Annotated in this window: 20 protein-coding genes, 1 tRNA gene and 1 pseudogene; 9 read left to right on the top strand and 13 right to left on the bottom strand. The window is 72.6% G+C overall.

What is annotated here, in order from left to right:
• Positions 1 to 16 precede the first annotated feature (16 nt).
• Entirely contained in the window at positions 17 to 592 is a 576-nt protein-coding gene (locus tag IE245_RS06320) for a hypothetical protein (protein WP_189945861.1), read from the bottom strand.
• 79 nt (positions 593 to 671) lie between these two features.
• Here IE245_RS06320 and IE245_RS06315 point away from each other — a divergent pair, with 79 nt between their 5' ends.
• The 3 genes from IE245_RS06315 (at position 672) to IE245_RS06305 (ending at position 4,444) form a co-directional block, all read left to right on the top strand.
• Positions 672 to 1,373, top strand: coding sequence for a response regulator transcription factor (locus tag IE245_RS06315; protein ID WP_189945727.1), 702 nt, complete (start codon positions 672 to 674; stop codon positions 1,371 to 1,373).
• A gap of 16 nt (positions 1,374 to 1,389) precedes the next feature.
• Positions 1,390 to 2,781, top strand: a complete 1,392-nt coding sequence (locus IE245_RS06310) for a HAMP domain-containing sensor histidine kinase (protein WP_189945726.1) — start codon at positions 1,390 to 1,392, stop codon at positions 2,779 to 2,781.
• A 139-nt stretch (positions 2,782 to 2,920) separates the two neighbouring features.
• A complete protein-coding gene (locus IE245_RS06305; RefSeq protein WP_189945725.1) occupies positions 2,921 to 4,444 on the top strand; it encodes a glycoside hydrolase family 18 protein in 1,524 nt (507 codons plus the stop codon).
• A 75-nt stretch (positions 4,445 to 4,519) separates the two neighbouring features.
• Here IE245_RS06305 and IE245_RS06300 read toward each other — a convergent pair whose 3' ends face one another.
• The 6 genes and pseudogenes from IE245_RS06300 to IE245_RS06275 form a co-directional block, all read right to left on the bottom strand.
• Positions 4,520 to 6,172 carry a bifunctional aspartate transaminase/aspartate 4-decarboxylase gene (locus IE245_RS06300; protein ID WP_189945724.1) on the bottom strand — a complete coding sequence of 551 codons (1,653 nt, stop codon included), beginning with the start codon at positions 6,170 to 6,172 and terminating at the stop codon, positions 4,520 to 4,522.
• Between the two features lie 17 nt (positions 6,173 to 6,189).
• On the bottom strand, positions 6,190 to 7,893 hold the full coding sequence (gene aspT / locus IE245_RS06295; RefSeq protein WP_189945723.1) for an aspartate-alanine antiporter: 1,704 nt from the start codon (positions 7,891 to 7,893) through the stop codon (positions 6,190 to 6,192).
• Positions 7,894 to 7,911: 18 nt separating this feature from the next.
• Positions 7,912 to 9,594 carry an aspartate-alanine antiporter gene (aspT, locus tag IE245_RS06290; protein ID WP_189945722.1) on the bottom strand — a complete coding sequence of 561 codons (1,683 nt, stop codon included), beginning with the start codon at positions 9,592 to 9,594 and terminating at the stop codon, positions 7,912 to 7,914.
• 141 nt (positions 9,595 to 9,735) lie between these two features.
• Positions 9,736 to 10,584, bottom strand: a complete 849-nt coding sequence (locus tag IE245_RS06285) for a carbohydrate ABC transporter permease (protein WP_229851103.1) — start codon at positions 10,582 to 10,584, stop codon at positions 9,736 to 9,738.
• A complete protein-coding gene (locus tag IE245_RS06280; RefSeq protein ID WP_189945721.1) occupies positions 10,581 to 11,546 on the bottom strand; it encodes a carbohydrate ABC transporter permease in 966 nt (321 codons plus the stop codon). The genes IE245_RS06285 and IE245_RS06280 overlap by 4 nt, the downstream gene beginning before the upstream one ends.
• A gap of 5 nt (positions 11,547 to 11,551) precedes the next feature.
• A pseudogene (locus IE245_RS06275) lies at positions 11,552 to 12,894 on the bottom strand (ABC transporter substrate-binding protein).
• Between the two features lie 192 nt (positions 12,895 to 13,086).
• Between IE245_RS06275 and IE245_RS06270 the strand changes: the two are divergent.
• Both IE245_RS06270 and IE245_RS06265 read left to right on the top strand, forming a co-directional pair.
• Positions 13,087 to 15,768 carry a cellulose binding domain-containing protein gene (locus tag IE245_RS06270; RefSeq protein WP_189945720.1) on the top strand — a complete coding sequence of 894 codons (2,682 nt, stop codon included), beginning with the start codon at positions 13,087 to 13,089 and terminating at the stop codon, positions 15,766 to 15,768.
• Positions 15,753 to 17,093 (top strand): glycoside hydrolase family 10 protein, encoded by a 1,341-nt coding sequence (locus IE245_RS06265; protein WP_189945719.1) that lies wholly within the window; start codon positions 15,753 to 15,755, stop codon positions 17,091 to 17,093. Before IE245_RS06270 ends, IE245_RS06265 begins: the two co-directional genes overlap by 16 nt.
• Before the next feature lie 57 nt (positions 17,094 to 17,150).
• Here IE245_RS06265 and IE245_RS06260 read toward each other — a convergent pair.
• The 4 genes from IE245_RS06260 to IE245_RS38020 all read right to left on the bottom strand — a co-directional run bounded on the left by IE245_RS06260 (position 17,151) and on the right by IE245_RS38020 (position 20,155).
• Positions 17,151 to 17,223, bottom strand: a tRNA-His gene (locus tag IE245_RS06260).
• A gap of 119 nt (positions 17,224 to 17,342) precedes the next feature.
• Positions 17,343 to 17,945 carry an oligoribonuclease gene (orn, locus tag IE245_RS06255; protein WP_189945718.1) on the bottom strand — a complete coding sequence of 201 codons (603 nt, stop codon included), beginning with the start codon at positions 17,943 to 17,945 and terminating at the stop codon, positions 17,343 to 17,345.
• Positions 17,946 to 18,195: 250 nt separating this feature from the next.
• The gene (locus tag IE245_RS06250) at positions 18,196 to 19,365 is read right to left on the bottom strand and encodes a helix-turn-helix domain-containing protein (RefSeq protein WP_189945717.1); all 1,170 of its coding nucleotides are present in this window, start codon (positions 19,363 to 19,365) and stop codon (positions 18,196 to 18,198) included.
• Positions 19,366 to 19,771: 406 nt separating this feature from the next.
• Positions 19,772 to 20,155, bottom strand: coding sequence for a hypothetical protein (locus IE245_RS38020; protein ID WP_373305279.1), 384 nt, complete (start codon positions 20,153 to 20,155; stop codon positions 19,772 to 19,774).
• A gap of 363 nt (positions 20,156 to 20,518) precedes the next feature.
• On the opposite strand from IE245_RS38020, the gene IE245_RS06240 reads away from it, so the two are divergent.
• Both IE245_RS06240 and IE245_RS06235 read left to right on the top strand, forming a co-directional pair.
• On the top strand, positions 20,519 to 21,040 hold the full coding sequence (locus tag IE245_RS06240; protein ID WP_189945716.1) for a universal stress protein: 522 nt from the start codon (positions 20,519 to 20,521) through the stop codon (positions 21,038 to 21,040).
• Positions 21,041 to 21,206: 166 nt separating this feature from the next.
• The gene (locus tag IE245_RS06235) at positions 21,207 to 21,773 is read left to right on the top strand and encodes a GPR1/FUN34/YaaH family transporter (protein WP_189945715.1); all 567 of its coding nucleotides are present in this window, start codon (positions 21,207 to 21,209) and stop codon (positions 21,771 to 21,773) included.
• Positions 21,774 to 22,006: 233 nt separating this feature from the next.
• Here the strand turns inward: IE245_RS06235 and glmS are convergent, their stop codons facing one another.
• Both glmS and IE245_RS06225 read right to left on the bottom strand, forming a co-directional pair.
• Positions 22,007 to 23,824: a glutamine--fructose-6-phosphate transaminase (isomerizing) gene (gene glmS / locus IE245_RS06230; RefSeq protein WP_189945714.1), complete on the bottom strand. Its 1,818-nt coding sequence runs from the start codon at positions 23,822 to 23,824 to the stop codon at positions 22,007 to 22,009.
• Between the two features lie 57 nt (positions 23,825 to 23,881).
• Complete coding sequence (locus IE245_RS06225) at positions 23,882 to 24,157, bottom strand: hypothetical protein (RefSeq protein WP_030324756.1); 276 nt, start codon at positions 24,155 to 24,157, stop codon at positions 23,882 to 23,884.
• 314 nt (positions 24,158 to 24,471) lie between these two features.
• Between IE245_RS06225 and IE245_RS06220 the strand changes: the two genes are divergently transcribed.
• Both IE245_RS06220 and IE245_RS06215 read left to right on the top strand, forming a co-directional pair.
• A complete protein-coding gene (locus tag IE245_RS06220) occupies positions 24,472 to 25,521 on the top strand; it encodes an ABC transporter substrate-binding protein (protein ID WP_189945713.1) in 1,050 nt (349 codons plus the stop codon).
• A 4-nt stretch (positions 25,522 to 25,525) separates the two neighbouring features.
• The gene (locus tag IE245_RS06215) at positions 25,526 to 26,395 is read left to right on the top strand and encodes a siderophore-interacting protein (protein ID WP_189945712.1); all 870 of its coding nucleotides are present in this window, start codon (positions 25,526 to 25,528) and stop codon (positions 26,393 to 26,395) included.
• Positions 26,396 to 26,508: the final 113 nt, after the last annotated feature.

Below are 26,508 nucleotides of genomic sequence, written 5' to 3'. Positions count from 1 at the left end.
CGCGCCCGGCGCCCCGCTAGTTCGTGCGGTCGTCGACCTCCACCCGGGGCGCCGAGTCGTGCCACACGCAGAAGACCGACACCTCGCGGTCGCCCCGCGTGAAGGTCACCCGGATCCACGACGGCTGCTTCCACACCTGCATCCGCCAGCCCGAGGCCGGGATCGCCGAGACCAGCTCGGCGGAGCTCTCGCCCAGGTCGAAGGTCACCCGGCCGCCGTCCACCGAGGTCGTCCTCACGGAGGAGCCCGCCGTGGCCGACGGCGGGGCGGCGGGCCGGGTGGACGGAGCGGCGGCGGTTCCCGGCGCGGACGAGGACGACGACGCCGGCGAGGGCGACGACGGCGCCGGTGACGACGGGGGAGCGGGGGGAGGCGACGGGCGGCGCGTCGAGGCCGTCACCGGGTCGCCGATCGCCGTCCCGGCCGGCGCCGGGTCCTCCGGCGGGCCGACCGGCAGCGGCAGGGCGCGCGGCGGGTCGTAGACCGTGCCGGACAGCACGGTGTGCACTCCCCACCAGGAGAGCGTGACCGCCGCGCCGGTGGCGAGCGACCAGGCCAGGACGTGAACGATTCCTCTTCGCATCCGGGCCATGGTGCACCACGCCCGTACGGCACGGACCGGAAGGTGCGGAGTGACCGGGGCGTCCCCCGGATGGCGTACGGTGCGGCCCATGGCAAGTGTGCTCGTGGTCGAGGACGACCCGTTCGTGCGCTCCGCCCTCATCCGCCAGCTGACGGAAGCCTCCTACACGGTACGGAGCGTCGGCACGGCCCTGGAGGCGCTGCGCGAGGTCGCCCATTTCCGCTTCGACGTGGTCGTCCTCGACCTCGGTCTGCCCGATCTGGACGGGTCCGAGGCGCTGAAGATGCTGCGCGGCATCACCGACGTACCGGTGATCATCGCGACCGCCCGGGACGACGAGGCGGAGATCGTCCGGCTGCTGCACGCGGGGGCGGACGACTACCTGGTGAAGCCCTTCTCCGTCGAGCACCTCACCGCCCGGATGGCCGCCGTGCTGCGCCGCTCCCGGGTCGGCTCCGGGGAGCCCGCGCCGACCCCGGAGATCCGCGTCGGCGGGCTCGTCATCGACCCGTTGCGCCGCCAGGCCGAACTCGACGGCACCGCGCTCGACCTGACCCGGCGCGAGTTCGACCTGCTCGCCTTCCTCGCCGGCCGGCCCGGCGTCGTCGTGCCGCGCAGGGAACTGCTCGCCGAGGTGTGGCAGCAGGCCTACGGGGACGACCAGACCATCGACGTCCACCTGTCGTGGCTGCGGCGCAAGCTGGGCGAGACCGCCGCCCGGCCCCGCTACCTCCACACCCTGCGCGGCGTCGGCGTGAAGCTGGAACCGCCGCGGGAGCGGCAGCCGTGACACGGGGGCACCGGCCGTGAGATGGGCCCTCGTGAAGGTGTCGCTGGCCGTCACCGCCATGGTCGTCATCGCCTTCGCCGTCCCCCTCGGCCTCGTCGTCAAGGAGATGGCCCGCGACCGGGCCTTCTCCAACGCCGAGCGGCGCGCCGCCGGCCTCGCCCCGGTCCTCGCGATCACCACCGACCGGACGGAGCTGGAGAAGGCCGTCGCCACCACCGAGGACGGCGCCGCCGGCCGGCTCGCCGTGCACGTCCCGCCCGCCGCACCCGACGGCCGGGCCCTGGAGATCGGCACCCGCCGGGCCGGCACCGAGGAGCTGACCGCCACCCGCACCCTCGGCCGCGCCTCGATCGCCGAGGTGCCCGGCGGCTACGCCCTGCTCCAGCCGACCGCGCTCAGCTCCGGGAAGGTCGCCGTCGTCGAACTCTTCGTCCCCGAGGGCGAGGTGACCAACGGCGTCGCCACCGCCTGGCTGGTCCTCGCCGGGGTCGGCGTCGCCCTGATCGTCGGCTCCCTCGCCGTCGCCGACCGGCTCGGCGTCCGCATGGTCCGCCCCGCGCAGCGCCTCGCCCGCGCCGCCCACGAGCTCGGCGAGGGCCGGCTCGGCGCCCGGGTCACCGAGGAGGGCCCGCCCGAACTGAAGTCGGCGGCCGTCGCCTTCAACTCCATGGCCGACCAGGTCGTCCAGCTCCTCGCCAACGAACGCGAGCTCGCCGCCGACCTCTCGCACCGGCTGCGCACCCCGCTCACCGTGCTCCGCCTCAACGCGGCCTCGCTCGGTTCCGGGCCCGCGGCCGACCAGACCCGGGCCGCCGTCGAGCAGCTGGAGCGGGAGGTCGACACCATCATCCGCACCGCCCGCGAGGCCAAGCCGCGGACCACCCCGCGGACCGGCCCGGGGGCGGGCTGCGACGCCGCCGAAGTGGTGCGCGAGCGGATGGAGTTCTGGTCCGCGCTCGCCGAGGACGAGGGGCGGCTCGTCCGCCTCGCCGGCGTGGAGCGTCCGGTACGGATCCCGGTGGCGCGCCCCGAGCTGGTCGCCGCCCTCGACGCGCTGCTCGGCAACGTCTTCCGGCACACCCCGGAGGGCACCGCCTTCTCCGTCGACGTCCACAACGGAGACGACGCCGTCATCGTCCTCGTCTCCGACGCCGGGCCCGGCATCGCCGACCCGGACGCCGCGCTCGCCCGCGGCAACAGCGGCACCCGGGCCGGCTCCACGGGCCTCGGCCTCGACATCGTGCGCCGCATGGCCGAGACCACCGGAGGCGACGTCCGCCTCGGCCGCTCGGTCCTCGGCGGCACGGAGGTGCGCGTCTGGATCGGGCTCGGCGGCCACCGCGCCGACGGCTCCGGGGGCCGCCGCTCGCACCGTCCGGCCCGCCGCCGCAAGGCCGGCCGGCGCTGAACCTTTGCCCGTGGTGATGGCCGGCTTAAGCGGAGCCTAAGGATCCCGACCGCGGTCCGTCCTGCGGCAATTGTCCGATCGGCCGACGCTAGCGTGCTGCCCGCACCCCCACACCCCCCGCACCACGGAGGCAGCACGCATGGGCAGCAACGGGCACCGGCGCAGGACCAGCGGCCGTACGAAGGCCGTCGGCGCGGTCGTGGCCGCGGCCGTCACCGGAGGCACGGTCCTCGCCCTCACCGGCACCGCCCAGGCCGCCGCCGTCGCCGCCGCCTACACCCGGACCTCCTCCTGGACCGGCGGCTACACCGGCCAGTACGTGATCACCAACGAGACCTCGGCGGCCCGGTCCGACTGGACGCTGGAGTTCGACCTGCCCGCCGGGACCACGATCGGCTCCCTGTGGAACGGCGACCACACGGTCTCGGGCCGGCACGTCACCGTGAAGCCCGCGAGCTGGAACCGGCGGCTCGCCCCCGGCCAGTCCGTCACCGTCGGTTTCGTGACCTCGGCGGCCGGACAGGCCGGGGACCCGGCCGGCTGCCTCATCGACAAGGCCGCCTGCTCGGCCGGCGGCCCCGCCCCCACCCCCGGCGGCCGCCCCACCGCCACCACGCCGCCGACCGCCACCACGAGCCCGAAGCCGACCGCCACCGCCACGACGGGCCCGAAGCCGACCCCGACCCCCACGGCCACGGCGACCGCCACCGCGCCCCCGAAGCCGACCCCGACCCCCACGCCCGCCCCGACCACCACCGGAAGCCCCGCCACCGCCGCCCGGTTCGCCCCCTACGTCGACACCTCGCTCCACCCGGCGTACGACCTGCTCGCCACCGCCGACGCCACCGGGGTGAAGGAGTTCACCCTCGCCTTCATCACCTCCGGCGGCTCCTGCGTCCCCCTGTGGGGCGGGGTCACCGAGCTCGGGTCCGACAAGGTGGCCGCCCAGATCGGCGCCCTCCGCGCCAGGGGCGGCGACGTCCGGGTCTCCTTCGGCGGCGCCGCCGGCCACGAACTGGCGCTGAACTGCGCGACCGCCGCCGACCTGGCGAAGGCGTACGGCAAGGTCGTCGACCAGTACGGGCTCACCAAGGTCGACTTCGACGTCGAGGGCGCCGCACTGCCCGACACGGCCGCCAACACCCGCCGCTCCCAGGCCGTCGCCGCGCTCCAGAGGACGCACCCCGGCCTGGACGTCTCCTTCACCCTGCCGGTGATGCCCGAGGGCCTCACCCAGCCCGGGGTGAGCCTGCTCGCCGACGCGAAGCGGAACGGCGTCCGGGTCGACGCGGTCAACATCATGGCGATGGACTACGGCCCCGCCTACGGCGCCGACATGGGCACGTACGCGATCCAGGCCGCGACCGCCACCCAGGCCCAGCTGAAGGGCGTCCTCGGCCTCTCCGACGCCGCCGCCTGGAAGACGGTCGGCGTCACCCCCATGATCGGCGTGAACGACGTCGTCTCCGAGGTCTTCAGGGTCGACGACGCCGCCCAGCTGGTCGACTTCGCGCGGTCCAAGGGGATCGGCCGGCTGTCCATGTGGTCCTCGACCCGGGACAAGCAGTGCGCGGCCGGCGCCGTGAACCACGCCGACGCCACCTGCTCCTCGATCCTCCAGCAGCCGCTGGCCTTCACGAAGGCCTTCGCCGCCTACCGGTAGACCTTCCCGTCCCCCCACACCGCGTGCCCCGGCCGGACCACCCCACCTCCGGCCGGGGCACGCCTCCGTCGTGCGTCAGACGCCCCGGGAGGCCTGCCACTCCCGCCCGTAGTCGTCGAAGATCGTCCGCAGGTGGTGGCCGATCTTCAGGTAGTCGAGGTCGTCCAGGTTGGCCAGCGAGACGCGGACCGACCACTCGGGGCCGTCGAAGCCGCCGCCGTTGAGGAGGACGACGCCGGTCTGCTCGGCGAGCCGGAAGAGCGGGTCGACGGGCTCGTACTCCTTCTCCAGGAAGTCGGCGAAGTCCTTGCCGTGGACCCGTTCGGCCTCCGCGAGCAGGTCGAGCTCGATGTAGTACCCGGCCCGCTTGTCGTCCTCGGCGATCTTCATCCGGGCCCCTTCGAGGAGCAGGTCGAGCCGCTGCCGCACGATCGCCCGCAGCCGCTCCTTGTACTCCTGGCCCTCCGGCAGCATGTCGAAGAGGGAGAACAGGGTCATCATGACCTGCTGCGGCAGCGACAGGCCGGCGGTGTGGTTGAGGGCGACCTGCCGGGAGTCGGCGACCAGCCGGTCGATGAAGCGGATCTTCTCCGGCTCCAGGGTGAGCGTCCCGTACCGCTTGGCCAGGCGTTCCTTCTCGGCGGCCGGCAGCTCGGAGATCATCCGGTCGATGACGTTGTCGTCGTGGAGGCCGATGACGCCGAGGCGGTGCCCCGTGCAGCCGTAGTGCTTGGAGTACGAGTACACGAGCAGGGTGTTGTGCGGCAGGTCGGCGGCGACCGAGCGGAAGCCGGGGACGAAGGTGCCGTAGACGTCGTCGGTGACGATGACCAGGTTCGGGTTCTTCTCGGCGACGATGTCCTTGAGCTGGTTCGCGACCCGCTGACTCAGCGCGAGGGACGGCGGGTTGGAGGGGTTGACCAGGCAGAGCAGTTTGATCGACGGGTCCGCCAGCTTGGCGACCTCCTCCTCCGGGTACCGCCACTCGCGGACGCCGGTCTCGGCGAAGAGCGAGGCGTTGACGTGGACGACGTCGAACTCGTACGTGTCGAGCTCGGGGATCTCGATGTACGGGGTGAAGACCGGCACCATGAGGGCGATCCGGTCGCCCTTCCGCAGGATCCCGTTCTTCATCAGGGAGTCGAAGATGTAGCACATGGCGGCGGTGCCGCCCTCGGTGGCGAAGTACGAGACGTTCCCCTCCGGCGGCCGCTTGTCGAACATCTCGTCCTCGACGTAGCCGCGGACGACCTGCTCGGTGTGGGTGAGGATGCGGTCCGGCACCGGGTAGTTGTCGCCGATGGTGCTGTCGGTCAGCTCGTGGACGAAGGCGTCCTTGTCGAAGCCGAAGCGCTCGACGGCGTACTCGACCGACTTCTGGAGCAGTTCGACGCCGGGCAGGTCCGGGTGCTGCCGGACGAAGGTGTCGAAACGGGCTCCCGAGCCCTTGAGTTCGGGCATGCCGCCCAGGTCGTCGGCGGTCCACACCCGGCGCGACTCGGAGAGCGCGAAGTAGCCGAGCGCGTAGAACGCCTCGCGGGGGCTGGTGGCGATCCAGTTCGGGTTGCCGCGGCCCGCGTTGAGCATCTGGACCGACGACGTGCCCTTCTGGCCGGGGCGGTCGGCCTGGGCGGCCTGGGCGAGGGTGATGAACTTGTCCTTCAGCTCGAACGGGGAGAGCTGCGCGAAGGACTTGATCTCCTCGCGGGTGAAACGGGTCTTGGGCATGGCGTGTCCTTCGCGGGTCAGTGGTGGAGGATGACGATCACGGCGCCCCAGATGGTCAGCAGCACGTTGCCCACCGCGTAGGGGATCGTGTAGCCGAGCGTGGGGATCTGCGACTTGGACTGCTCGTTGATCGCGCCGATCGCCGCGGTCGTGGTCTGGCCGCCCGCCAGCACGCCCATGAGGATCGGGAAGCGGATCTTCTGCACGTAGTGGCCGACGAGGAAGCCGACGACCAGCGGCACCAGGGTGGCGACGGCGCCCCACAGCAGCAGCCCCCAGCCGGCCGCGGACAGGCCACTGGTGAAGCTCGGGCCGGCGTTGATGCCGACGACGGCGACGAAGGCGCACAGCCCGAAGGTGTCCATGAACCACTGGGCGCCCGGCGGCACGTTGCCGTACGTGGGGTACTTGCCGCGGATCCAGCCGAAGACCAGGCCCATGATCAGCGCGCCGCCGGAGGTCGACAGCGAGATCGGCACGCCGGAGACGGTGAGCGCCGGGATGCCGACGCAGCCGCCGAGGAAGACGCCCAGGCCGACCCAGAGCATGTCGGTGGCGAAGGAGGTCGGCACCGGCTTGCCGATCGCCTTGCCCGCCGGGTCCACGAGCCGCTTCGGGCCGGTGAGGACGACGGTGTCGCCGCGCTCGATCGTCGTCGACAGGCGGTAGGGGAACTCGGAGCCGGAGCGGTAGATCTTGTCGATGTAGACGCCGACCATGAAGGGCTCGCGGCGCAGCTCGGCGACGGTCTTCCCGAGCTGTTCCTTCTCCGAGGCGACGACGTGCAGGGTCTCGGTCTCGTAGCCGAGGAGTTCGACGTCGTCGGTCTCGGGGCCGATGTGGGTGCGGGCGTCGAAGTCGACGAGGGAGCCGCGCAGCGCCGAGACGGCGACGGTGTCGCCCTCGCGGAGCACGGTCCCCTGGTCGTGGGGGAGGACCGTGCCGTCGCGCCGCACCCGGGTGAGGTAGATGCGGTGACCGAGCTCCTTCTGCTGGTTCTCGAAGTCGTCGACGGTGCGGCCGACGAGGTCGGGGCGCCGGATCGTGTACGCCCGGAGCACGACCTCGTAGTAGCCCTCGGCGAGGTCGGGGTTGTCGCCGGGGGCGTCCAGTTCCTTGGCGAGGGCGGCGGACTCGGCGGCCAGGTCCCGCTTGTAGAGCCGGGGGAGGACGTTGGCGAGGAGGACGGCGCAGAGGATCGTGCCGAGCGGGTAGGTGACCGCGTAGCCGATGGCGACCAGGTTCTCCTCGGACTTCATCTGGTCGGCGGACAGGCCCGGGAGGTTGCCGATGGCGTCCTGGGCGACGCCGATGACGGCGGACTGGGTGAGCGCGCCGCCGAGCAGGCCGGCGGAGAGCCCGGGGCCGTACCCGAGCATCACGGCGAAGCCCCAGGAGACCAGCAGGCCGGTGACGCAGACGACGAGCGCGTTGACGACCTGCGGCAGCCCGTCCTTCTTCAGGCCCCGGAAGAACTGGGGGCCGACCTTGTAGCCGAGGGCGAAGAGGAAGAGCGTGAAGAAGAGGTTCTTCACCGTCGCGTCGACGGTGATCTCGAACTGGGCACCGAGCAGCAGCCCCGCCACGAGACAGCCGGTCACGGCGCCCAGCGCGATCGCCCGGTAGCGCAGCTTCCCGAAGAGGAAGCCGAGGGCGACCGTGAGGAAGACGAGCAGCTCGGGGTGGGGGTGGAAGACGTTCCGGTTCAGGAAGTCGATCATGGAGGGGGAGGCCGCCTCTCAGGCTCCGAGGATGCCGACCAGCAGCGGGCCGGTCAGCGGGAGCAGGAAGTTGGAGAGGGTGTACGTGATCGTGTAGCCGAGCATCGGGACCGAGCTCTGCGCGACCTGGGTGACCGAGGTGATCGCCGGCGTCGAGCACTGCTGGCCCGCGATGGCGCCGATCAGCAGCGGTTTCTCGATCTTCAGCAGCTTGCGGCCGACGACCAGCGAGATCGTCGCCGGTACGAGGACCATGGCGATGCCCGCGAACGGCAGCAGCGCCCCGTACTCCTTGAGCAGCGGCCACGCCTGCGGGCCGGAGACGAGCCCGGTGCAGGCGATGAAGATGGCCAGGCCCATGTCCTTGAGCGTGGTCGCGGCCTGCGGCGGGAAGGCGCCGAAGGTCTGGGTGCGGGAGCGGAACCAGCCGAAGAGCAGACCGGAGATGAGGCAGCCGCCGCCGGTGCCCAGCGACATCGGGACGTCGCCGAACTCCACCACGACCTGCCCGAGGAGGGAGCCGGCGGCGATGCCGAGGCCCAGGTAGATGAAGTCGGTCGCGTCGTTCTTCACGATCGAGCCGACCTTGGAGGCGAGCCTGCCGAGCGAGGAGCGGGCGCCCACCAGGGTGAGCACGTCACCGCGCTGGACGACGGTCTCCGGGGTGGCGGGCAGGTGCGACTCGTTCCGCAGCACGTCCGTCACGTAGACGCCGCCGGAGGCGATCTCCGGGTGCTCGGTGGTCAGCTGGTCCAGGGACTTGCCGGCGGCCGACTTGTCGGTGAGGGAGACCTGCTGGGTGGCGAGCGGGGTGTCGAGGCCCGGCACGGCCGGGGTCTCGGGGCCGATCTGCCGGCCCGCCTCGATGATGTTGGCCCGCCGGCCGACCGCGAGGACCAGGTCGGAGAGGGTCAGCTCGAAGCCGGGCGGCGGCGGGGTGAGGATCCGGCTGCCCCGCTTCACCGCCTCGACGGTGACCCGGTTGCCGAACCGCCGCTCCAGGTCGGAGACCTTGGCGCCGTCGGCGAGGGTGACGAGGAAGGTGCGGCCGACCATGCCGGGCAGCGCCTCGCGCTCGTCGTCCTCCAGGCCGCCGCCGGTGCCCCGCATCTTCTCCCACAGCTCGCGGGAGGCGTCGCGGAGGTTGATCCGCAGCAGCATCGGCATGATCTGGCTGGTGTAGATCACGATGGTGATGAGGCCGAAGAGGTAGCAGACCGTGTACGCGGTGGCCACGTGGCCCTGGTACTGGGTGATCTGCTCCTGGGTCAGGTCGGAGAGCTTGCCGATGGCCTCCGTGGCCGTGCCGACGACCGCGGATTCGGTGGCCGCGCCCGCCAGGATGCCGGCGGCGGTGCCGACGTCCAGGTCGAAGGCCTCGGCGAGCCCGAGGGCGATGCCGACGACGCAGACGACCTCGATGAGGCAGAGGGTGAAGAAGCGCAGGCTCTTCTTGTTGAGGTTGGCGAAGAACTGGGGTCCGGCCAGATAGCCGAGCGAGAAGATGAAGAGCGCGAAGAAGATCGTCTTCACGTCGTCGGAGACGGTGACCTTCGCCCAGGCGCCCATGAGCAGCGAGACGATCAGCGTCCCGCAGATGCCGCCGAGCGTGATGGGGCCGACCCGGAGCTTGCCGAGGAGGTAACCCGCGGCGAGGCAGACGAAGAGGGCGAGTTCGGGATGGTCGCGCAGCACACCCATCCGGCCTCACCCCGCCCACATGGGAGTAAAACCTTTGATAGCGGACATAAGTGGACGCTAACAGCGGAAGATCGACAGGGAGCCGTCGCCGCGCCCGTCCGGGTGAACACCCCCCTGTGGCCCCCGTCACCCCGCGCCCCCTCACCCCTTCACCGCCCCCCGCATCACCCCGCCCACGATCTGCCGCCCGAACAGCGCGAGCACCACCAGGAGCGGCAGCGTCCCGAGCAGCGCCCCCGCCATCACCACCGAGGTGTCCGGCACATAGCCCCGGCCGAGCCCCGTCAGCGCCACCTGCACCGTCGGGTTGCCGGTCTGGGTGAGCGCGAGCACCGGCCAGAAGAAGTCGTTCCACGCCGCCACGAAGGACAGCATCCCCAGGACCGCCATCGCCGGCCGTGCCGCCGGCAGCACCAGGTGCCACACCACCCGGCCCGTCCCCGCCCCGTCCATCCGCGCCGCCTCCAGCAGCTCCGGCGGCAGCGCGCCGCGCAGGTGCTGGCGCATGTAGAAGACGCCGAAGGCCGAGACCAGCGAGGGCAGCACCACCGCCTGGAGCTGGTCGGTCCAGCCGAGCCGGGCGACCAGCAGGTAGAGCGGCACCACCCCGAGCTGCGGAGGCACCAGCATCGTCGCCCCCACCAGGAGCAGCAGCGGCCCGCGGAGGCGGAACCGCAGCCGGGCGAAGGCGAAACCGGCGAGCGTCGAGAAGAGCACCGTCCCCACCGCCACCGACCCCGCCACCACCGCGGTGTTGGCGAGGGCCTCGCCCATCCCGCCCTCGCTCCAGGCCACCGACAGGTTCCGTGGCAGGTTCCGCCCGAACCGGAACGGCGGCGGCGACTGGGCGAGCCGCCCGCTCGTCCGCGAGGCGGCGACCGCCGTCCACAGCAGCGGGAAGACGGACACCGCCGTGAACAGCGCCAGGAGCAGGTACGTACCCCACCCGCCCCGCTCGTACGACTCCGGTGCCGCGTCCCGGCCGCTCACCGCGCACCCCTCCCGCGGGCGAGCCGCACGAGCCCGAAGACCACCACCAGGAGCAGCAGCATCGCCCAGGCGATCGCCGCCGCCCGCCCCAGGTGCAGGTTCACCCAGCCCTGTTCGTACAGGTAGAGCCCGAGCGTCTGGTACTGGTGGTCGGCGCCGCCCGAGGCGCCCGCCCCGCTGCTGAAGAGCAGCGGCTCGCCGAAGAGCTGCACCGCGCCGATCGTCGACACGAGCCCGGTGAACGCCAGCGCCGGCCGCAGCCCCGGCAGGGTGACGTGCCGGAACCGCCGCCACCGGCCGGCCCCGTCGAGGGCCGCCGCCTCGTACAGCTCGTGCGGGATCGTCTGCATCGCCGCCAGGTAGATCAGCGCGTTGTAGCCGGTCCAGCGCCAGATCACGATCGACGCGACCGCGAACTTCGACGCCCACGGCCCGTTCTGCCAGTCCACCGGGTCGAGCCCGACCAGCCCGATCGCCCAGTTCACCATCCCCTGGTCCCGCCCGTAGAACAGCGCGAAGACCAGCGTCGCCGCCGCCACCGAGGTCGCGTACGGGGCGAGCGCCGCCACCCGGAAGAAGAGCCGCCCGCGCAGCCGCGCGTCCAGGAGGTGTGCCACGCCGAGCGCGAGCAGCAGCTGCGGGACGGTGGCGAGGACCCCGATCAGCACCGTGTTGGCCAGCGCGTTCCAGAAGAACTCGTCGGTGAGCAACCGGGCGTAGTTGTGCGCGCCCACCCACTCCCGGGCCTCCGGCGCCGTCAGCTCCACCCGGAACAACGAGGTCCACGCCGTCGCCACCAGCGGGAACAGCCCGAAGGCCGCGAACAGCACGAAGAACGGCGCGACCAGCACGTACGGCGCCGAGCGCGACCGCAGCCGGCCGAGCCGCTCCCGCCGCTCCCGCCTGCCCCGGCCCGCCGGCACCACCGGCGCGAGCACCCGCTCCACCACCTCCTCGGCCATCGGACTCACCGGTCCAGCGCGTTGTCGATGGCCTTCATCGCCGCCCGCCACGCCGAGTCGGGCGAGCGTCCCGTCTGGTCGACCTGGAGCATCCCGGTGTCGGAGAGGATCGTGTTCACCAGCCCGTCCTTCGGCCCGACCGGCGCCACCGGCACCCCCTGGCCGCCGCCGAGTAGATCCGGCCCACCGGCGCGTCCCCGAAGTACGGGTGCCGGGCCCCCCGCACCTGCGGCAGCCCGAAGGCGGCCTCGGCGCTCGGGAAGCTGCCGCGCCGCTCGAAGAGCACCGCCTGCTGCTCCGGAGCGGTCAGCCAGGCCGCCAGCTCGGCCGCCTCCTCGACGTGCCGGCCGGCGGCCGGGACGACCAGGAAGGAGCCGCCCCAGTTCCCCGGCCGGGGGGCCCTCGCGATGTCCCACTTCCCCTTCCCGTCCGGGCCGCCCTTGTCCTGGATGTAGCCGAGCATCCACGCCGGGCAGGCGATCGAGGCGAACCGGCCGTGCGCGAAGCCCTGGTCCCAGTCGGGGGTGAACTGCTGGAGCCGGGCGGTCAGCCCGTGCTCCGCGAACCGCGCGCCGAGGTCCCATGCGGCCCGCACCGCCGGGTTGGCCGCCACCACGAGCCGCCCCCCGGCGTCGTAGTAGCGCAGCCCCGCGCCGGAGATCACGGCGCCCATCACCCCGGACGCCGAGTCGGTGAAGGCCACGCCCCCGGGCGCCCGGGCGGCGAACCGGCGGCCCGTCTCCAGGTACTTCTCCCAGTCCCCGGCCCACAGCCGCCCCACCTCCTCCCGGTCGGTGGGCAGCCCGGCGGCGGCGAAGTGGTCCTTGCGGTAGCAGACGGCCAGCGGCCCGATGTCGGTGCCGAGCCCCAGGACCCGTCCGTCCTCCGTCCGCGCCTGCGCCCACTTCCAGGGCAGGAAGTCGGTCTCGCGCACCCCGGGCGCGCGGGCCAGGTCGACGAGCCGGCCGGCCTGGGTGTCGACGACCTCCGCGATGTTCCCGACCTCGACGGCCTGGACGTCGGCGAGGCCCGCGCCGGCCGTGAGGTGGGTGAGCAGCTGCGGGTAGTAGACGTCGGCGCGGGCGAGGGAGGTCTGCCGGATCGCCACGTCCGGGTGGAGCCGCATGTACGTGTCGTAAAGCCCGGCCTCCTCGAGTCCGAAGGTGCCGTACACGCCGACGGTGAGCGTGACCGGCCGCCCCGAGCCGTCGACGGCCTCGCCGGCGCCGGCCGCCGGCGGCACCGGCGGGTCGTCCGCGCAGCCGCCGAGCAGCGCCGCGGCGAGCAGCAGCGCCAGGACGCGGGTGCGAGCGCCGGTCCGTCGTGGTGTCCCGTTCCTCCGCCCCATGGCCCCGACCGTAGGCGGCGGGGGAGGGACGGCCGACGGGGCGGCGCCGGGGTCCGGGCGCGCCTCACCCGTTCGGCCCACCGGTCGCTCCGCGTCGTCGAACGTCTTCGACGGTTCCCGTGTATTGACCGTGTTCTGACAGGGCTCGGATAGTGGGAGCGCTCCCATACCTCACTTCCCGACGGGATACCCATGCGCAGACCACGACTCCTCGCGGGGCTCGCGGGCCTGGCCCTCACGGGCGGGCTCCTCGCCGGCGCCCTTCCGGCCGGCGCCGCCGAGACCGCCGCACCGGCGCCCCCACCGGCCCGGGCCGCCGCGTCCGCCGCCTACACCTGGAAGAACGTCCGCGTCGACGGCGGCGGCTTCGTCCCCGGCCTGGTCTTCAACCGGACCGAGAAGAACCTCCTCTACGCCCGCACCGACATCGGCGGCGCCTACCGCTGGGACCAGTCCGCCTCCTCCTGGATCCCGTTCCTCGACCACGTCGGCTGGGACGACTGGGGCCACACCGGCGTCGTCTCCCTCGCCTCCGACTCCGCCGACCCCGACAAGGTGTACGCCGCCGTCGGCACGTACACCAACGACTGGGACCCCGGCACGGGCGCCGTCCTGCGCTCCGCCGACCGGGGCGCCACCTGGCAGCGCGCCGACCTCCCCTTCAAGCTCGGCGGCAACATGCCGGGCCGCGGCATGGGCGAGCGCCTGGCCGTCGACCCGCACGACAACCGGATCCTCTACCTCGGCGCCCCCAGCGGCAACGGCCTCTGGCGCTCCACCGACTCCGGCGCCACCTGGGCGAAGGTCACCTCCTTCACCAACCCCGGCAACTACCAGCAGGACCCCACCGACACCAGCGGCTACAACTCCGACGAGCAGGGCATCGTCTGGGTCACCTTCGACGAGTCCACCGGCACGGCGGGCAGCGCCACGAAGACGATCTACGTCGGCGTCGGCGACAAGGAGAACGCCGTCTACCGCTCCGCCGACGCGGGCGCCACCTGGACCCGCCTCGCCGGCCAGCCCACCGGATACCTCGCCCACAAGGGCGTCCTCGACGCCGAGAACGGCTACCTCTACCTCGCGTACAGCGACACGGCGGGCCCGTACGACGGCGGCAAGGGCAAGGTGTACCGGTACGCGACCGCCACCGGGGCGTGGAAGGACATCAGCCCCGTCGCCGAGGCCGACACCCACCACGGCTTCAGCGGCCTCACCGTCGACCGGCAGCGGCCCGGCACGGTCATGGTCTCCGCCTACAGCTCCTGGTGGCCCGACACCCAGATCTTCCGCACCACCGACTCCGGCTCCACCTGGACCAAGGCCTGGGACTACGCGTCGTACCCCACCCGCGCCGACCGCTACACCATGGACGTCTCCTCCGTCCCGTGGCTGACCTGGGGCGGCAACCCCACCCCGCCCGAGCAGACCCCCAAGCTCGGCTGGATGACCGAGGCCCTGGAGATCGACCCCTTCGACTCGAACCGGATGCTGTACGGCACCGGCGCCACCGTCTACGGCACCACCGAGCTCACCAAGTGGGACACGAACACGAACTTCACCATCAGGCCCATGGTGAAGGGCCTGGAGGAGACCGCCGTCCTCGACCTGGTCGCGCCGCCCTCCGGCGCCCCGCTGATCAGCGCCCTCGGCGACGTCGGCGGCTTCCGCCACACCGACCTGTCGGCCGTCCCGCCGATGATGTTCACCTCCCCGAACTTCACGTCGACGACCAGCCTCGACTACGCCGAGACGAACCCGAACACGCTCGTCCGCTCCGGCCACCTCGACGGCGGGCCGCGGGTCGCCTTCTCCACCGACAACGGCGCGAACTGGTTCGCGGGGAAGGAACCCGCGGGCGTCACCGGCGGCGGCACGGTCGCCGCGGCCGCCGACGGCGGCCGCTTCGTCTGGAGCCCCGAGGGCACCGCCGGCGTCCACGCCGCCACCGGCTTCGGCACCTCCTGGACGGCCGCCACCGGCATCCCGGCCGGCGCCACCGTCGAGTCCGACCGCGTCGACCCGAAGACCTTCTACGGCTTCCACGGCGGCACCTTCTACGCCTCCACCGACGGCGGCCTCACCTTCACCGCCAGGGCCACCGGGCTGCCCGCCAAGGGCAACGTCCGCTTCAAGGCCGTCCCCGGGAAGAAGGGCGACATCTGGCTCGCGGGCGGCGCCCCCGACGCCGCGTACGGCCTGTGGCACTCCACCGACGGCGGCGCCGCCTTCACCCGGGTCGCCGGCGTCGACCAGGCCGACGCCATCGGCTTCGGCAAGGCCGCCCCGAACGCCTCCTACCCGGCGCTCTACTCCAGCGCGAAGATCGGCGGCGTCCGCGGCATCTTCCGCTCCACCGACGCCGGCGCCACCTGGGTCCGGGTCAACGACGACGCCCACCAGTGGGGCTGGACCGGCGCCACCATCACCGGCGACCCGCGCGTCTACGGCCGGGTGTACGTCGCCACCAACGGCCGCGGCATCGTCTACGGCGACACGAGCGAGACCGGCGGGGGAGGGGACACCGACCCCACCGACCCGCCGGACCCGGTGGGCGCCTGCGAGGTCTCCTACAAGGTGACCCACCAGTGGCAGGGCGGCTTCCAGGCCGACGTCACCGTCACCAACACCTCCGCCACCGCCTGGAACGGCTGGACGCTCGGCTGGTCCTTCGCCGCCGGGCAGACCGTCGGCCAGATGTGGAACGCCACGCCCACCCAGGCCGGCACCGCCGTCACCGCGAAGAACGCCGGCTGGAACGGCGCCGTCGCCCCCGGGGCCTCCGCCTCCTTCGGCTTCACCGGCTCGTGGACCGGCGGCAACCCCGCACCCGCCGCCTTCACCCTCGGAGGTGCCCCGTGTTCCGCCGGCTGACCGCCACCGCGGCGCTCCTCGCCGCCGCCCTCACCCCCACCCTCGCCGGGACGGCCTCGGCCGCCGACGCGCCGCTCCGCGAGCTCGCCGACGCCCGGGGGATCTACCTCGGCACCGCCGTCACCGGCGGGAAGCTCACCGGGGCGTACGCGGACACCGCCGCCGCCCAGTTCGACTCCGTCACCCCCGGCAACGAGATGAAGTGGGGCTCCGTCGAGCCCGTCCGGGGCCAGTACTCCTGGACCGGCGCCGACCGGATCGTCGACTTCGCCGAGGCGCACGGCCAGGAGGTCCGCGGCCACACCCTGGTCTGGCACAGCCAGCTCCCGTCCTGGGTGGAGAACGGCACCTGGACCCCGGACGCGCTGCGCACGGTCATGACCGACCACGTCACCACCGAGGTGAGCCGCTACAAGGGCCGCGTCGACCACTGGGACGTCGTCAACGAGCCCCTGAACGAGGACGGCACCCTGCGCCGGTCGGTCTTCGGCGCCACCCTCGGCGAGTCGTACGTCGCGGACGCCTTCCGGGCCGCCCGCGCCGCCGACCCGGCGGCGAAGCTGTACGTCAACGATTACTCGACCGACGGCATCGGCGCCAAGAGCGACGGCATGTACGCCCTGGTCAAGCGGCTCCTCGCGCAGGGCGTGCCGATCGACGGGGTCGGCTTCCAGGCCCATCTGATCCTCGGCCAGGTCCCGTCCACGATGGAGGCCAACCTCCGCCGCTTCGCGGACCTCGGCGTCGACGTGGCGATCACCGAGCTCGACATCCGGATGACCCTGCCGGCCACCGAGGCCAAGCTCGCGCGGCAGAAGGCGGACTACGCGGCCGTGACCCGCGCCTGTCTGGCCGTCACCCGCTGCGCCGGCCTCACCGTCTGGGGCTTCACCGACTCCGACTCCTGGATCCCGGACTTCTTCCCGGGCGAGGGCGCGGCCACGCCGTACGACGAGAACCTGAGTCCGAAGCCGGCCCGGGCGGGCATCGCCGAGGCCCTCGCCCCGGGCACGCCGCCCGGCCCGGCGGGCTGCACCGCCGCGTACACGGTGCAGAGCCAGTGGGGCGGCGGCTTCACCGGCCAGGTGACCGTCCGCAACACCGGCACCGCCCCGCTGACGGGCTGGCGGGTCGTCTGGGAGTACCCGGCCGGCCAGCGGATCGCCCAGGCGTGGAACGCGACGGTCGCCCAGACCGGCACCGCCGTGACGGCGACGAACCTCCCGTACAACGGCACGGTCCCGGCCGGCGGCTCCGTGACCTTCGGCTTCAACGCCTCCTGGGCGGGTTCCAACCCGCCCCCGACGGTCCTCGGCTGCGGCTGAGACGTCCGGAGAACGACCGAGGCCCCGGTTCTTCCGAACCGGGGCCTCGACCTTCAGGGTGAGTAACGGGACTCGAACCCGCGACATCCTGGACCACAACCAGGTGCTCTACCAGCTGAGCTATACCCACCACGACCGGCGGTTCTCCCGAAGGTTTCCCTGACCGGCCGAGAAGAAGTCTACAGGGTTCCGAGGGGTGCTCGCGCACACGTTTTCCCCGGGTGCGCGAGCGGGCCCTTCCGGGCGGTCCTACTCCGCCGGGACGACGTGCCGGGCCGCGATCTCCTTCGCGGTCTCCGAGTCCGGACCGGGCTGCGGCACGAAGACCGCCTCCCGGTAGTAGCGCAGCTCGGCGATGGACTCGCGGATGTCGGCGAGCGCCCGGTGGTTGCCGTTCTTCTCCGGACTGTTGAAGTACGCCCTCGGGTACCAGCGGCGCGCCAGCTCCTTGACCGAGGACACATCGACGATCCGGTAGTGCAGGTGGCCCTCCAGGGCGGGCATGTCGCGGGCGAGGAAGCCGCGGTCGGTGGAGACCGAGTTCCCGCACAGCGGGGCCTTGCCGGGCTCCTTCACGTGCTCGCGGATGTAGGCGAGGACCTGCGCCTCCGCGTCGGCCAGCGTGGTGCCGCCGGGCAGCGCGTCGAGCAGCCCGGAGGCCGTGTGCATCTGGCGCACGATCTCCGGCATGGTCTCCAGGGCGCGGTCCGGCGGGCGGATCACGATGTCCACGCCGTCGCCGAGCACGTTCAGTTCCGAGTCGGTGACCAGTGCGGCCACCTCGATGAGTGCGTCGTCCGTCAGCGAGAGCCCGGTCATCTCGCAGTCGATCCACACCATGCGATCGTTCATGCGTCCTACCTTAGGCGGCCGGCCCCCGGGAGAACCGCCCCGTGCACCGGGGGAGGCCCGCGGGGGCGTCCGGAGCGGGAGTTCCCTGTCCCTCCGGCGGGGTCCCGGCAGGGCGACGGGCGCCCGGGGGTGGTGTTCCCCGGGCGCCCGTCGGTACTGCGGTGCGCCGCTTGTGGCGGCGGCGGTCCTCGGCGCCGGCGGCGTGGGCGGCCCCGTCAGGTGGGCGTCCACGCCGTGCCGGCACCGGCGGCTACGGCGCGCTGCGCTGGCCCGGCAGGGCGGGCCGGCCCGGCGTGTAGGCGTCGCCCGGCGGCTTGCCGGGCTCCAGCGACACCCCGGGGCGGCGGATTCCCGCCACCACCTGCGCGGGCACCGCCGACTCCAGGACGGCCGTCGAGGGCTCGCCCTGGGGCCGCCTGGCCCGGTACGCCGCCCGGTAGGCCGCCGGCGAGGAGCCGAGCTGCCGCCGGAAGTGGCCGCGCAGCGCCACCGGCGAGCGGAAGCCGCAGCGCCCCGCGACCTCGTCCACCGAGTAGTCCGAGGTCTCCAGGAGCCGCTGCGCCTGGAGCACCCGCTGGGTGATCAGCCACTGGAGCGGCGCGGAGCCGGTCAGCGAACGGAAACGGCGGTCGAAGGTCCGCCGTGACATGTACGCACGGGCCGCCAGGGTCTCCACGTCGAACTGCTCGTGGAGGTGCTCCAGCGCCCAGGCCACGACCTCGGCGAGCGGGTCGGAGCCGATCTCCTCCGGTAAAGACCTGTCGAGGTAGCGCTCCTGACCGCCACTGCGCCGCGGCGGGACGACCAGCCGGCGCGCCAGGGCGCCCGCGGCCTCCGTGCCGTGGTCGGTCCGCACGATGTGCAGACACAGATCGATTCCGGCCGCGGTGCCGGCGGAGGTCAGCACGTCCCCGTCGTCGACGAAGAGCTCCCGCGGGTCCACGTGGACCGACGGGTAGCGCTTGGCGAGCGTCGGCGCGTACATCCAGTGCGTGGTCGCCGGTCGGCCGTCGAGCAGGCCGGCCGCCGCGAGGACGAACGCGCCGGTGCAGAGCCCGACGATCCTGGCCCCTTCCTCGTGTGCCCTGCGCAGGGCTTCGAGCGCTTCCGGCGGTGGCGGCGAGGTGATCGAGCGCCAGGCCGGGACGACGACCGTCCCGGCGCGGCCGATCGCCTCCAGGCCGTACGGCGCGGTGAGTTCGAGCCCGCCCGTGGTCCGCAGGGGGCCCTCCTCTCCCGCGCAGACGAGCAGCCGATAGCGCGGAACGCCGGCGTCCTGCCGGTCGATGCCGAACACGGAGAGCGGGATGGAGCTCTCGAAGATGGGGCCGCCGCTGAACAACAGCACCGCGACGACTTCGCGACGGCGGCGCCCGGACAGCTTCCGTGCCGCCTCCGGTGCGGCGGAGTCCTGGCTCATGGCGCTAAGTTCCCCTCGGTGTTCGCGTCTCCCTGGTCGTGTCGCTGTGCCACGTTTCCCCTCGGTTCTGCACGAGACCCCAGTCGTCGGTACCCATGATCGAATCTACTGTGTCCGGTGCCGCCGGCGTGACAAGTTCGAGATCCGGCAGATTGTCGACAAGGCCACTTGGCGTGAAGCGATCGATCCCCGGGCGTGTGCCCGCGCCGCCCCCGGGCGGGGCCCGGAGGGGGAGAAGTGGCCGTCCGCGAGGGGTGCGGCCCTGGGAGGCGGGGCTTTCGCGGGGGAGCGGGCGGGCATGGGCGTACCGTTTCGGCAAGGACGCGCCGGGAACTTCAAGTTGGCTGAAAACATATGGGATCGGCTGTGCGAACCTGTCAACTCCAGGGGCTCCGGGGGCGTCCGCTCAGCCCCGGTGGCGGCCCCCCGGACCCTCCGCGCGCAGTCCCCGCTCCGCCCGGCGCAGCAGCAGCCGGCAGGCGGCCGTCACGGAGGCGAGCCCGAGGGCGGTCCCGCCGGCCCCGCCCAGCGAGGTGCCGAAGGCGAGCAGGACCAGCGGCACGAGGGCGCAGCAGAACACCGCCCAGCGGACCACGTCGCCCGCGGGGTCCGCGAGCCCCCCGCCGGACGCCCCCGGCTCCGCCCGTCCGCCCGCCGCGGACCCCGCCGGCCCGCCCGTCTCCGGGGCGAAGGGCGCCGCGGGGCCCGGTACCCGGGCGCGGCGGCGGGAGCGGACGGGGCGGACGGAGGGGACGGGCGCGGCGGAGGCGGGGGTGGACGGTGCGGGCACGGGCGGGCTCCCAGCGACGGTGATCCGGACCTGTGGGGAACGAGGAACGGAACGCTCCGGTCACCCTGAGCGACGCCCGTTCGGCCCTCGGGACCCGGCCGGGGGACGCCTGTAGGGCACATCCGGCATTGCCAGATGGTGAACCCTTCGTGCATCCTCCGAGAGGACCGCGCGCACCGACCCGCGCACGAGCGGTCGGCACGCCGGGCGCGGCACGGCGGGCCCTGGGCAGGAGAGGAGTGTCGCCGTACCCTTGCGGGTATGGGCTTGGGAAGATGATTCCCGGACACAGCTCCGCCGCCACCCGTTGTTCCGCTCCCTCCCCCGTCCCTTCCCACGAGGACCTCCCTAGCCGAGACACCGATGGCCGGTCACGATTTCTCCGAACCCGCGGACCGCAAGCGCGTCGCCGACTCCACGGTCGACCCCCTCGCGGTGGAACAGCCACGCCACGCCTGCGACCCGGCCTTCCGGCACGGGGTGGTCGTCGGCTTCGACGGCTCCACGTCCAGTGAGCGCGCCCTGGCGTACGCCATCGGCATGGCCCGGCGCTCCGGCTCCGGGCTGATCATCGTGCACGTCGCGAACCGGCTCCCCACCACCGTGTGGGCGGGCTGCGAGCCGCCGGTCTTCGTCGACGTCCCCGACCACCGCACCGAGGTCCTCGGTCTGGAGCTGGCCTGCGCGGACCACCTCTCCGAGGTGCCGTGGATCCTGGTGGAGCGCGGCGGGGACATCTGCCACGAGCTGGAGGAGGTCGGCCGCGAGTACTCGGCCGACGCGATCGTGGTCGGCTCCACGCACGGGATCGTCGGGCGGATCTTCGGCTCGGTGGCCGGGCGGCTGGCGCGGCGCGCGCAGCGCCCCGTGATCGTCATCCCGTAACGGGCCGCGGACCGGCTCCCGTCCCACCCGCCCCTCCCCCAACTCCCTTTGCGCGGCGATAAATCACGCCCGGCTCAGGTGATTTGTGTGCTTGTGAAGGGTAGTTAAAGAGCACCGGAACACAGCAGCTCAGGCGGCACCACCGCCCGTTCGAAGGGAGCCCCACGTGAACAAGGACGTCGCGTCGGGGAACGGCACCTCCACCCTCGGAAACCTCGCACTCGGACTGACCCTCCTGGCCTTCGGCCTGGGCGGCACCGGTGTGATCGACAACGTCGCGGCAGCCGATGCCGCGGGCCTCGCCACCTGGGTCGGCGGCGTGGCGCTCTTCCTGGTCGGCCTGCTCGCCCTGCGCGCGGGCAGCACCGGCGACGGCACGGCCTTCGCGGCGCTCGGCGCCTTCTGGTTCACCTGGGGGACCGGAGTCGGCGGCGGGGCCTCGGCGGACGCCGCCGGACTCTTCCTGCTCCTGTGGGCGCTCCTGGCGCTCACGCTGACGCTGGCCGCCAAGGGCGGCGGCGCCTTCGGGCAGGGCGTGTACGGCCTGCTGTTCCTCGCCCTGCTGCTCTCGGGCATCGCCGCCCTGGCGGGCAACGAGGGCCTGGGCAAGGCGGGTGGCTGGGTGGCCGCCCTCGCCGGGCTCGCCGCCTGGTACGGCGCCACGGCGGCGGTCGCCGGCTGGCCGACGGCCCTGGGCCGCGCGAGCCGCGGCAGCACGGCGGCAGCGGCGTAACCCCGCGCCCGGCGAGTGAGCCGAAGGGGCGCGCGACCTTCGCCGGTCGCCGAAGCGCCCCGGAGGCGAACCGAGCCCTGATGACACAGCAGAACGGCCCCCGCGCTCCTGGGAAGCGCGGGGGCCGTTCCTCGTGTCCGGTCGGTTCGCCGGGGGACAGGCCCGGCGTACGGCCCCGGGGGACAGGCCCGGGACCGTGGCGTGCTCGGCGGGTGACAGGTCCCGCCGGGCGACTACTCGACCGTGACGGACTTGGCCAGGTTGCGCGGCTTGTCGATGTCGCGGCCCATGGCGAGGGCGGTGTGGTACGCGAAGAGCTGGAGCGGGATGCCCATGAGGATCGGGTCGAGCTCGTCCTCGTTCTTCGGGACCACGATGGTGTGGTCGGCCTTCTCCTGCGGCTGGTGCGCGACCGCGAGGATGCGGCCGGAGCGGGCCTTGATCTCCTCCAGGGCGGCGCGGTTCTTCTCCAGGAGGTCGTCGTCGGGGACGATCGCGACCGTCGGCAGGGCCGGCTCGATGAGGGCGAGCGGGCCGTGCTTCAGCTCGGAGGCCGGGTACGCCTCGGCGTGGATGTAGGAGATCTCCTTCAGCTTGAGGGAGGCCTCCAGGGCGACCGGGTAGCCCCGGACGCGGCCGATGAACATCATCGACTGGGCGCCGGCGTACTCGGCGGCGAGGCGCTTGATCTCCTCCTCGTCCTTGAGGATCTCCTCGATCTGCGCGGGCAGCTTGCGCAGGCCCTCGATGATCCGCTTGCCGTCGGTGACGGACAGGTCGCGGATGCGGCCGAGGTGGAGGGCGAGGAGCGCGAAGGCGACCACCGTGTTGGTGAAGCACTTCGTGGAGACGACGCAGACCTCGGGGCCGGCGTGGACGTAGACGCCGCCGTCGGCCTCGCGGGCGATGGCGGAGCCGACCACGTTGACCACGCCGAGGACGCGGGCGCCCTTGCGCTTGAGCTCCTGGACGGCGGCGAGCACGTCGTACGTCTCACCGGACTGGGAGACGGCGATGTACAGCGTGTCGGGGTCCACGACCGGGTTGCGGTAGCGGAACTCGGAGGCCGGTTCGGCGTCGGCGGGGATGCGGGCCATGCCCTCGATGAGGGAGGCGCCGATCATGCCGGCGTGGTACGAGGTGCCGCAGCCGAGGATCTTGATGCGGCGGATGGTGCGGGCCTCGCGCGGGTCGAGGTTGAGCCCGCCGAGGTGCACGGTGGAGAAGCGGTCGTCGATCCGGCCGCGCAGCACGCGGTCGACCGCGTCGGGCTGCTCGGAGATCTCCTTGTGCATGTACGTGTCGTGGCCGCCCATGTCGTAGGAGGCGGCCTCCCACTCGACGGTCTCGGGGGTCGCCGTGGTGGAGGCGCCCGCGACCGTGTAGGTGCGGAAGTCGTCGGCCTTGAGGGTGGCCATCTCGCCGTCGTCGAGGGTGACGACCTGGCGGGTGTGGGCGATGAGCGCGGCCACGTCGGAGGCGACCAGCATCTCCTTCTCGCCGATGCCGAGGATGACCGGGGAGCCGTTGCGGGCGACGACGATGCGGTCGTTGAAGTCGGCGTGCATGACGGCGATGCCGTAGGTGCCCTCGATGACCTTGAGCGCGTCGCGGACCTTGTCCTCGAGGGTCTCGGCCTGGGAGCGGGCGACGAGGTGGGTGATGACCTCGGTGTCGGTCTCGGAGGCGAAGACGACGCCGTCGGCCTCCAGCTTGGCGCGGAGCTCCTGGGCGTTGTCGACGATGCCGTTGTGGACGACGGCGACCTTGTTCTCGGGGTCCAGGTGCGGGTGCGAGTTGTGGTCGCTCGGGGCGCCGTGGGTGGCCCAGCGGGTGTGCGCGATGCCGGTGGTGCCGGTGAAGCGCTTGGGGACGCGGGCCTCCAGGTCGCGGACCCGGCCCTTGGCCTTGACCATCTTCAGCGCCGCGCTCTTCGGGCTGTTGATGACGAGGCCGGCGGAGTCGTAGCCGCGGTACTCCAGGCGGGCCAGGCCCTCCAGGAGCAGCGGCGCCACGTCGCGCTTACCGATGTAACCGACAATTCCGCACATAAAGGAAACCCCTCCGGTTGGTGGTGATGGTGCTGTTCGGATCCGGCCGGGGCCGGACTACCCGTAGACGATCCGGCGCAGCTGCCGCAGCGAGAGCTCCGGCGGCGCGACGGCCCGGTGCGGCAGTTCGGCGGAGATCCGTTCGAAGATCTCCGCGTTCACCGCTCCGCCGGACTGCAGTTCGCGGTGGCGGCGCCGGACGAACTCCTCGGTGGTCTCGTCGAAGTACGCCAGCACGTCGAGCACCACCCGGGCGGCCTCACCGCGCTGGAGCGCGGTGCTTCGGACCAGATGGTCGATGAGGTCGTCATGGGACGGGCGGCGTTCGAGCACCCATGAATATTGAGGGGTAATCGCGAGTTCTCGCAAGAATCCTGCCCGAAATCGGGCAGGGGCCGCATGATCATCGGCTTCAAAAGGGGTTTTGGTCCAGACCTTGACCGGAAGCAGGGGTGCCGACAGGTGTGGCGGTGTCCGGGAAAGAGGGGAGTCGGTGGCGTGAAGCGGGGTGCGGGGCGGCGCGGGAGGGCCGGTCGGGGTGTGACGCAGACCTCCTGGCCCCGGCCCTACTGATCGCAATGAGGTTAGGCTAACCTACCCTCGACTTGATCAGGCCGACCCCGGCACGTATCGAAAGCGAACCCGCCATGCCCAGCAACGCCCGAGCCACCTCCCTCACCCGCCGCGGCATCCTCGCCGCGGGCGGCGCCCTCGGGCTCGGCGCCGTGCTCGCCGCCTGTGGCGACGGCGACAAGAAGGACGCGGGCGCCGCCTCCGCCTCCGCCAAGTCCGGCTCCTGGGAGTTCAAGGACGACCGCGGCCAGACCGTGAAGACCAAGGCGACGCCGAAGAACATCGTCGCCTTCACCGGCACGGCCGCCGCGCTCAAGGACTTCGGCGTCGAGGTCGCGGGCGTCTTCGGCCCGACCTACGTCGAGGACCCGAAGACCAAGGCGAAGAAGCCCGACGTCCAGGCCGGCGACCTCGACATCACCAAGGTGAAGGTCATCGGCAACGTCTGGGGCGAGTTCAACATCGAGGAGTACCTCAAGCTCCAGCCCGAGGTCCTCATCACCGACATGTGGGAGAAGGACGCCCTCTGGTACGTGCCGGAGGAGCAGAAGGACAAGATCCTGAAGATCGCGCCGAGCGTCGCCCTGTGGGCCGCCGGCAAGTCCATGCCGTCCGTCCTCCAGCGCCACGCCGACCTGGCCGCCTCCCTCGGCGCCGACGTCAACAGCGAGCAGGTGAAGAAGGACAAGGCCCGCTTCGAGGCCGCCGCCGAGCGCCTGCGCAAGGTCGCCCAGGGCAAGAAGGACATCAAGGTCCTCATCGGCTCCGGTGCGCCGGCGACCTTCTACGTCTCCACCCCGGTGCGTCCGACGGACACCCTCTTCTTCCAGGAACTGGGCGTCAACCTCGTCACCCCGGAGAAGCTGGACCCGTCCGGCTGGTTCGAGCTCCTCAGCTGGGAGAACGTCGACAAGTACAAGGCCGACGTCATCCTCCTCGACAACCGCACCGGCACCCTCCAGCCGGAGCAGCTGAAGGCCAAGCCGACCTGGGCCGCGCTGCCCGCCGTCAAGGCCGGCCAGGTCTTCCCGCGCGTGACCGAGCCCGTCTACTCCTACGCCAAGTGCGCCCCGCTCCTGGAGGACCTGGCCACCGCCCTGGAGAACGCGAAGAAGGTGTCCTGACCCGATGACGACCGCCGAGACCGCCCCGTTCCAGTTCTTCTCCCTCCAGGTCGACCGGACACGGCGGCTCGGCCCGTCGCTGGTCCGCGTCACCTTCACCGGCGAGGACCTCGAGGGCTTCGCCGCCGGGGGCCGCGACCAGTCGCTCTCCCTCTTCCTGCCGCACCCCGGCCAGGAGGCGCCCGTCCTCCCGCCGCTGGACGACCCCGACATGTACGGGATCCTCGGCGCCTGGCGGGCCATGCCCGACGACGTCCGGGCCGTGATGCGCTCGTACACCGTCCGCGCCCAGCGCACGGACCCCGTGAACGAGGTCGACATCGACTTCGCCGTCCACGAGGACGGCGGCCCGGCCTGCCGCTGGGCGCAGCACGCCAAGCCCGGTGACCGGGTGGTCGTGCTCGGCCCGGCGGTCGCCGACAACACCGGGGTCCGCTTCCGGCTCCCCGAGGACGCCGACTCGGTGCTCGTCTGGGCCGACGAGACGGCGCTGCCCGCCGCCTCCGCGATCCTGGAGTGGTTGCCGGCCGAGACCCGTGCCCGGGTCTTCCTCGAAGTGCCGTACTCCGGCGACCGGACGGAGCTGAGGACGGAGGCGGACGCCACCGTCACCTGGCTGGTCCGGGAGGAGGGCGCTCCCTCCGGCCTGGAGGCGGTCGCGGGCGCCGAGCTGCCCGGGGAGTCGCCGTACGTGTGGATCGCGGGCGAGTCCGGCGCGGTGAAGGCGCTGCGGCGGCACTTCGTGCGCGAGCGCGGGCTCGACCGCCGCCGGGTGACCTTCGTCGGCTACTGGCGCAAGGGGCTGTCGGAGGACGCCCTGCGCGAGGTGCCGGACGAGACGGCGCAGGACGCGGAGGGGGACGCGGCGCAGTAGCCGGCCGCTTCACCTCACGGCCCCTCAACCTTCACCGGTCGGGGGGCCGTTGTCGTACAAAATTAGGTTAGGCTAACTTTACTTCTGCACCCACGGGTGCGTGTCCCGCGTCC

Source organism: Streptomyces roseolus (assembly GCF_014649855.1).
GTDB lineage: Bacteria > Actinomycetota > Actinomycetes > Streptomycetales > Streptomycetaceae > Streptomyces > Streptomyces roseolus.
Note: the sequence above shows the minus strand (reverse complement) of the source record. Positions and strands in the feature narration are given on the sequence as shown.